The organism is Streptomyces sp. NPDC006450, from assembly GCF_040612195.1.
Lineage (GTDB): Bacteria > Actinomycetota > Actinomycetes > Streptomycetales > Streptomycetaceae > Streptomyces.
Genome location: NZ_JBEXPT010000094.1, coordinates 21,113 through 27,559, shown reverse-complemented (window position 1 = coordinate 27,559; position 6,447 = coordinate 21,113). Strand labels below are relative to the sequence as shown.

General features: G+C 71.9%; 7 protein-coding genes. 2 read left to right on the top strand and 5 right to left on the bottom strand.

Annotation, left to right across the window (positions count from 1 at the left end; all coding sequences use genetic code 11):
- Positions 1-102: 102 nt before the first annotated feature.
- From ABZY57_RS24150 to ABZY57_RS24135, 4 genes are all read right to left on the bottom strand, one after another.
- Positions 103-693, bottom strand: coding sequence for a malonic semialdehyde reductase (locus ABZY57_RS24150; RefSeq protein ID WP_356515164.1), 591 nt, complete (start codon positions 691-693; stop codon positions 103-105).
- 96 nt (positions 694-789) lie between these two features.
- Positions 790-1,017: an exodeoxyribonuclease VII small subunit gene (locus ABZY57_RS24145; protein WP_356515162.1), complete on the bottom strand. Its 228-nt coding sequence runs from the start codon at positions 1,015-1,017 to the stop codon at positions 790-792.
- Positions 1,018-1,128: 111 nt separating this feature from the next.
- Positions 1,129-2,346 (bottom strand): exodeoxyribonuclease VII large subunit, encoded by a 1,218-nt coding sequence (xseA, locus tag ABZY57_RS24140; RefSeq protein WP_356515160.1) that lies wholly within the window; start codon positions 2,344-2,346, stop codon positions 1,129-1,131.
- 9 nt (positions 2,347-2,355) lie between these two features.
- On the bottom strand, positions 2,356-3,795 hold the full coding sequence (locus ABZY57_RS24135; RefSeq protein ID WP_356515158.1) for an APC family permease: 1,440 nt from the start codon (positions 3,793-3,795) through the stop codon (positions 2,356-2,358).
- Between the two features lie 87 nt (positions 3,796-3,882).
- On the opposite strand from ABZY57_RS24135, the gene ABZY57_RS24130 reads away from it, so the two are divergent.
- On the top strand, positions 3,883-4,947 hold the full coding sequence (locus ABZY57_RS24130) for a 4-hydroxy-3-methylbut-2-enyl diphosphate reductase (RefSeq protein WP_356515156.1): 1,065 nt from the start codon (positions 3,883-3,885) through the stop codon (positions 4,945-4,947).
- A gap of 51 nt (positions 4,948-4,998) precedes the next feature.
- A complete protein-coding gene (gene ppgK / locus ABZY57_RS24125; protein WP_356515154.1) occupies positions 4,999-5,745 on the top strand; it encodes a polyphosphate--glucose phosphotransferase in 747 nt (248 codons plus the stop codon).
- A 165-nt stretch (positions 5,746-5,910) separates the two neighbouring features.
- Here the strand turns inward: ppgK and ABZY57_RS24120 are convergent, their stop codons facing one another.
- Positions 5,911-6,300 carry a DUF6542 domain-containing protein gene (locus ABZY57_RS24120; RefSeq protein ID WP_356515166.1) on the bottom strand — a complete coding sequence of 130 codons (390 nt, stop codon included), beginning with the start codon at positions 6,298-6,300 and terminating at the stop codon, positions 5,911-5,913.
- Between the last annotated feature and the right edge of the window lie 147 nt (positions 6,301-6,447).

Below are 6,447 nucleotides of genomic sequence, written 5' to 3'. Positions count from 1 at the left end.
GAGACACATTTGGCCGGTCGGGTGGGGGGGGCTGGAGAACTGGCCCCCATCCCCGGATTCCGGGGAGCGCGGCCTTTTCGTTCACTGCCTGCGGGGCTGGGCTCAGACGGTCGTGATGACCTGGTCGAACTCCAGGCGCGGGGAGCGCGGGAACCAGGCGTCCTCGCCCGGCTTGCCGATGTTGACGACCATCAGCGGGGTGTGGTCGGCGTCCAGGAACTCCTTCTGGATGCCCGCGTGGTCCATGCCGTTCATCGGGCCGGCGGCCAGGCCTGCGGCGCGGACGCCGACGATGAAGTAGGCGGCCTGCAGGGTGGCGTTGAGCACGGCGGACTGCTCGCGGACCGGGCGCTCGGAGAAGAAGGCGTCCTTGGCCTGCGGGAAGTGCGGGAACAGCTGCGGGAGCTCCTCGTGGAACTCGTTGTCCGCGGACAGGATCGCGACCAGCGGGGCGGTGGCGGTCTTGGCCTGGTTGCCCTCGGCCATGTGCTTCACGAGGCGCTCGCGGGCCTCGGGGGAGCGGACCAGGGTGATGCGCAGCGGCGACTGGTTGAAGGCGGTCGGCGCGTACTTCACCAGGTCGTAGATCGCCTGGACCTGCTCCTCGGTCACCGGCTCGTCGGAGAACGTGTTGGCGGTGCGGGCCTCACGGAAGAGGAGGTCCTGAGCGGCGGCGTCGAGAACGAGAGACATCGGAAAGCCTTCTTCTGTACGGGACTGAAGCGATGCCCAAAGACTACGACGGATTTAGGTGAAAATTCAACTATCTCCGTATCCGGGTGAGCGGGATCACTCCCCGCCCGCCCCCTCGGCCGCCTCGCGCGCGGCCAGCGCCGAGTCCAGCCGGGCGCGGGCCCCCTCCAGCCAGTGGCGGCACACCTTGGCGAGTTCCTCGCCGCGCTCCCAGAGCGCGAGGGAGTCCTCCAGCGAGGTGCCGCCGGCCTCGAGCCTGCGGACGACCTCGATCAGCTCGTCCCGGGCCTGCTCGTATCCCAGCGCCGTATCGGTCTCGGTCATTCCCGCTCCCACCTTAAATGTGTAGTACACCGAAATTTGTTGCGGCAGTGTGAAACGAACTGCCGGTGAAGCGACCCGTCTGCGAGGCGAACTGCCCGTGGGGCGACCCGCCTACGCGGGCTCCTCGGCGACCCGCACCGCGAACTCCCCCTCCGCCACCCGCGCCCGCAGCACGTCGCCCGCCGCCACGTCCTCGGGCGAGCGCACCACGTGCCCGTCGGCCCGCTGGAGGACCGCGTACCCGCGCTCCAGGGTGGCCGCCGGGGACAGCGCCACCACGCGGGCGAGCGTGTGCGCCAGCTCCGAATCGGCCCGGTCCAGCAAGTGCCCCAGGGTCCGGCGGCCGCGCGCCAGCAGCGCTTCCACCTCCGCCTCCCGGGTCTCCACCATCCGCTGGGGGTGGACGAAGACCGGCCGCGCGAGCGCGTGCGCGAGCCCCCGCTGCTCCCGGTCGAGCAGCCCGCGCACGGCGCGCAGCCCCCGGCCCTGCAGCTGGCGTACCCGCTCCAGCTCCTCGCCGACGTCCGGGACCACCTTCTTCGCCGCGTCCGTGGGCGTGGACGCCCGCAGGTCCGCGACCAGGTCGAGCAGCGGGGAGTCGGGCTCGTGCCCGATCGCCGAGACCACGGGCGTACGGGCCGCCGCGACGGTCCGTACGACCTCCTCGTCGGAGAAGGGCAGCAGGTCCTCCACGCTGCCCCCGCCACGGGCCACGATGATCACGTCCACCTCGGGCATGGAGTCCAGCTCCTTGACCGCCTGGATCACCTGGGGCACCGCGTGCACCCCCTGGACGGCGACGTTGCGGACCTCGAAGCGGACCGCCGGCCACCTGCGCCGCGCGTTCTCCAGGACGTCGCGCTCGGCCGCCGAGGCCCGCCCCACCACCAGCCCGATCAGCTGCGGCAGGAACGGCAGCGGCTTCTTGCGGTCCAGCGCGAAGAGCCCCTCGGAGGCGAGGGAGCGCTTGAGCTTCTCCAGCCGGGCGAGGAGCTCGCCGATGCCGACGGGCCGTATCTCGGTGGCCCGCAGGGACAGCTGCCCGCGCGGGGCGTACCACTCGGGCTTGGCCAGCACGACCACGCGCGCGCCCTCCGTCACGGAGTCCGCGACCTCGTCGAAGACCTGCCGGAAGCAGGTCACGCTCAGGGAGATGTCGTGCGAGGGATCGCGCAGCGTCAGGAAGACCACCCCCGCTCCCGGCCGCCGCGAGAGCTGCGTGATCTGCCCTTCCACCCACACCTGACCGAGCTTGTCGATCCAGCCCCCGATGAGCCGGGACACCTGACCGACCGGCAGCGGCGCGTCAGCCGACGAATTCAGACCCATGCACGCAGGCTAACCGCCCGCACCGACACCGGCGTCGGGCCGGGAGCCTTCGTCGCGCGCGCGTCGCCCGCGCTGGGCCAGCAGCACGCACAGGCCCACCAGCAGCCACACCGCCCCCACCAGTTGCGCCGTCCACGAGGCTTCGACGATCACCGCGAGGGTCACGGCGGCGCCGAGGACCGGGACCACCAGGTGCTTGAACCAGTTCGGGGTCCCCTCGCGCCGCTTGACCACGAACCAGCCGACCACCGAGGCGTGCAGCAGGGTGAACGCCACCAGCGCCCCGATGTCGACCACCGAGACCAGGTGGTCCAGCCCGTCGTCGCGCCGGGCCGCCCACACGGCCGCGATCAGCGTGACCGTCGCCGCCAGCAGCAGGGCCGGGCGCGGGGTCCCGTTCGAGGTGTGGGCGAGCGCGCGGGGCAGCCGCCGCTCGCGGGCCATCGCGAAGAGCAGCCGGCCCGCCGCGGCCTGCCCGGCCAGCGCGGCGAAGGCGGCCCCGATCGCCTTGCTGATGGCGACCAGGTCGTGCAGCCACATCCCCACGGAGGCCTCGACCGTCGTGTAGAAGGCCGGTCCCTGCTTCCCCGGGTCGGCCGCCAGCTCCGCCGCCGAGAGGGGGCTGAGGAGGGCCGCCAGATAGGTCTGGGCGATGAACAGCACACCGGTCAGCGCCAGACAGAACAGCACCGCCCGTGCCACCTTCGCACTGCCGCCGGTGACCTCCTCGGCGAAGGAGGCGATGGCGTCGAAGCCCAGGTAGGACAGGACCGCGACCGACACCGCGCCGAGCACGGCGGCCGTGGAGAACCCGCCCAGCGAGCCGTCGCCGGTGAAGGGGGAGAGCCAGGCGCGGTGCTCCGCGCCCCGGACCAGCACGGTCACCGCCGAGACCAGGAACACCAGCAGGACCGCGATCTCCATCGCCAGCACGGCGAATCCCACGCGCGCGGCGGCCCGTACGCCCCACAGGTTGAGCAGGGTGGTCACGACCACCGCCAGGGCCGTCCACACCCACCGGGAGACCTCCGGGACCAGGGCGTTCATGGCGATCCCGGAGAAGAGGTACGCGACCGCCGGGATCAGCAGGTAGTCGAGCATCGCCATCCAGCCGGCGATCAGTCCGGGACCCTCGCCGAGACCCTTGCGGGCGTACGTGAAGACGGAGCCGGCCTGCGGGGCCACGCGCACCATCTGCGCGTAGGAGAAGGCCGTGAAGGCCATCGCCACCGTCGCGACGAGGTAGACGAGGGCGACGGCGCCGTGGGACTTGGCGTCGAGGGTGCCGAAGACGCCGACCGGGGCCATGGGGGCGATGAAGAGCAGCCCGTAGACCACCAGGTCCCGGAATCCGAGACTGCGGCGCAAGGAGGTGCCGGGCACGGCGGACGGGCCGTCCGTCCGGCCGGGCGGGCCGGGCGGCGTACTGGGATCCGTCGCGGACGCCATCTTTCCTCCGGGGGTGGGGCCGGTGCGGATGTTCGACCCAGTTTGTGCCGAACGGGCGACGCCCGGCCTGCTGGACACCCCCGTACGATGGAGCCCATGACTGCTGACGCCCCCGCTCCCGCATCCCGCCGCGTTCTGCTCGCCGCCCCGCGCGGCTACTGCGCGGGCGTGGACCGAGCCGTGATCGCCGTCGAGAAGGCCCTCGAGCAGTACGGCGCGCCGGTCTACGTGCGGCACGAGATCGTGCACAACAAGTACGTCGTCCAGACCCTGGAGCGGAAGGGAGCCATCTTCGTCGAGCGGACGGAGGAGGTCCCCGAGGGCTCCATCGTGATGTTCTCCGCGCACGGCGTGGCCCCCGTGGTGCACGAGGAGGCGGCGCGCGGGAAGCTCGCGACGATCGACGCGACCTGCCCCCTGGTCACCAAGGTCCACAAGGAAGCGATCCGCTACGCGAACGAGGACTTCGACATCCTCCTCATCGGCCACGAGGGCCACGAGGAGGTCATCGGCACCTCCGGCGAGGCCCCGGACCACATCACCATCGTGGACGGCCCGCACGACGTGGAGAAGGTCACCGTCCGCGACGAGTCGAAGGTCGTCTGGCTGTCGCAGACCACCCTCTCCGTCGACGAGACGATGGAGACGGTCGACGCGCTGAAGACCAAGTTCCCGCTGCTCGTCTCGCCGCCCAGTGACGACATCTGCTACGCCACCTCCAACCGCCAGGAGGCGGTCAAGGTGATGGGCAAGGACTGTGACCTGGTCATCGTCGTCGGCTCCAAGAACTCCTCGAACTCGATCCGCCTCGTCGAGGTCGCCCTCGACGCGGGCGCGAAGGCCTCGTACCTCGTGGACTTCGCGAACGAGATCGACGAAGCCTGGCTCGAGGGTGTCACCACCGTCGGCCTGACCTCGGGCGCCTCGGTGCCGGAGGTGCTGGTCGAAGAGGTGCTGGAGTGGCTGGCCGCGCGCGGCTACGCGGACGTGGAGATCGTCAAGACGGCCGAGGAGTCCATCGTCTTCTCCCTGCCCAAGGAACTGCGCCGCGACCTGCGCGCGGAGGCGGCGGAGCTCGTGGGGGCCCAGGGCGGGGCTACGGGCCCGGCTTCGGACGCGGTTTCGGGCCCGGTTCCGGGCGCACAGAAGTAGGCATCTCCCCGACAGGGCGCGCCGCGGCGGCTCTTTTCGTACGGTGAGTCCATGGAGATCTTCGGCGTGGACATCGGTGGTTCCGGGATCAAGGGCGCTCCCGTGGACCTGAACCGTGGCGACCTGGCGCAGGAGCGCCACAAGGTGCTGACACCACAGCCGGCCACCCCCGACGGGGTGGCCGGCTGTGTCGTCGAGGTGGTGCGCCACTTCGCCTGGGACGGCCCGGTGGGGGTCACCTTCCCCGGGGTGGTCACGGGCGGGGTGACCCGGTCGGCGGCCAACATGGACAAGGCCTGGGTCGGAGTGGACACGGCGGCGCTGCTCTCCTCGCGCCTGGACGGCCGTCAGGTGACGGTCCTGAACGACGCGGACGCGGCCGGGGTCGCGGAGATGGCCTACGGGGCGGGGCGCGGGAACGACGGCACCGTCATCCTGCTCACGCTGGGCACCGGGATCGGCAGCGCGCTCTTCACGGGCGGACGGCTGGTGCCCAACTCCGAGCTGGGCCACCTGGAGCTGAAGGGCCACGACGCGGAGACGCGGGCCTCGGTGAAGGCGAAGGAGGACGGGGAACTGACCTGGGAGCGCTGGGCGCACCGGGTGGGGAAGTACCTGGCACACGTGGAGATGCTGTTCTCCCCGGACCTCTTCATCATCGGCGGCGGCGTGAGCCGCAAGCCGGAGAAGTTCCTGCCGCTGATCGAGGGCGTACGGGCGCGGATCGTGCCGGCGGAACTGCAGAACAACGCGGGCATCGTGGGTGCGGCGATGGCGGCGCGCTCGGCGGCGGAGTAGCCGGGAGGGGCGTCCTCGGAGCCGTTCGCCCGGCACGCCCCGCGGGCCGTCCTGCGGGGCGTGTCCCGGGCCGTCCTGCGGGGCGCGCTCCGGGCTGCCCTCCGGGTCCGCCCTCTGGGTTCGCCCTCCGGGTCCGTCCTCCGGGTCCGTCCTTCCGGCCGCCGCTCAGGCGACGCGGCGGGGCATCCGGCGGCGGCCGATGAGGACGGCCTTGCGCACGACCGCGATCAGCGCGGCGACGAGCGTGCCGGCGTACAGCCAGCCGGCGTGCAGGGACAGCGCGGAGACCAGCCCCATCACCTCGCCGGCGAAACCGCCGGAGCCGCCCGACACGGGCCACACTCCGGCGGCGAAGGCGATCGGGACGCTGATCGGCGCGGTGATCAGGTCGGCGGGCCGTACCCACAGGGCGGTGGCGGCTGCTACGGGCAGGAAGAACAGCCCGTAGACGAACAGCGAGGAGTCGAACAGCAGCCAGTCGAGGCCGCCGATCAGGAACATCGCGGCGCAGGCGAAGAGCCCGCCGCCGAGTCCGGTCAGCCGGGGCCGCGGCAGCCGGCGTACCGGTGCGGGCGCTCGCTGGGGGGACCGCTCGGCAGACCGCTCCGCAGGGTGACGTACCGTACGCGCCTTGTATCGCTCCACCCCCCAAAACTAGGCGGGGAGGCCGCCGATCGCGTGCCCGGACACGCGTACATCCGG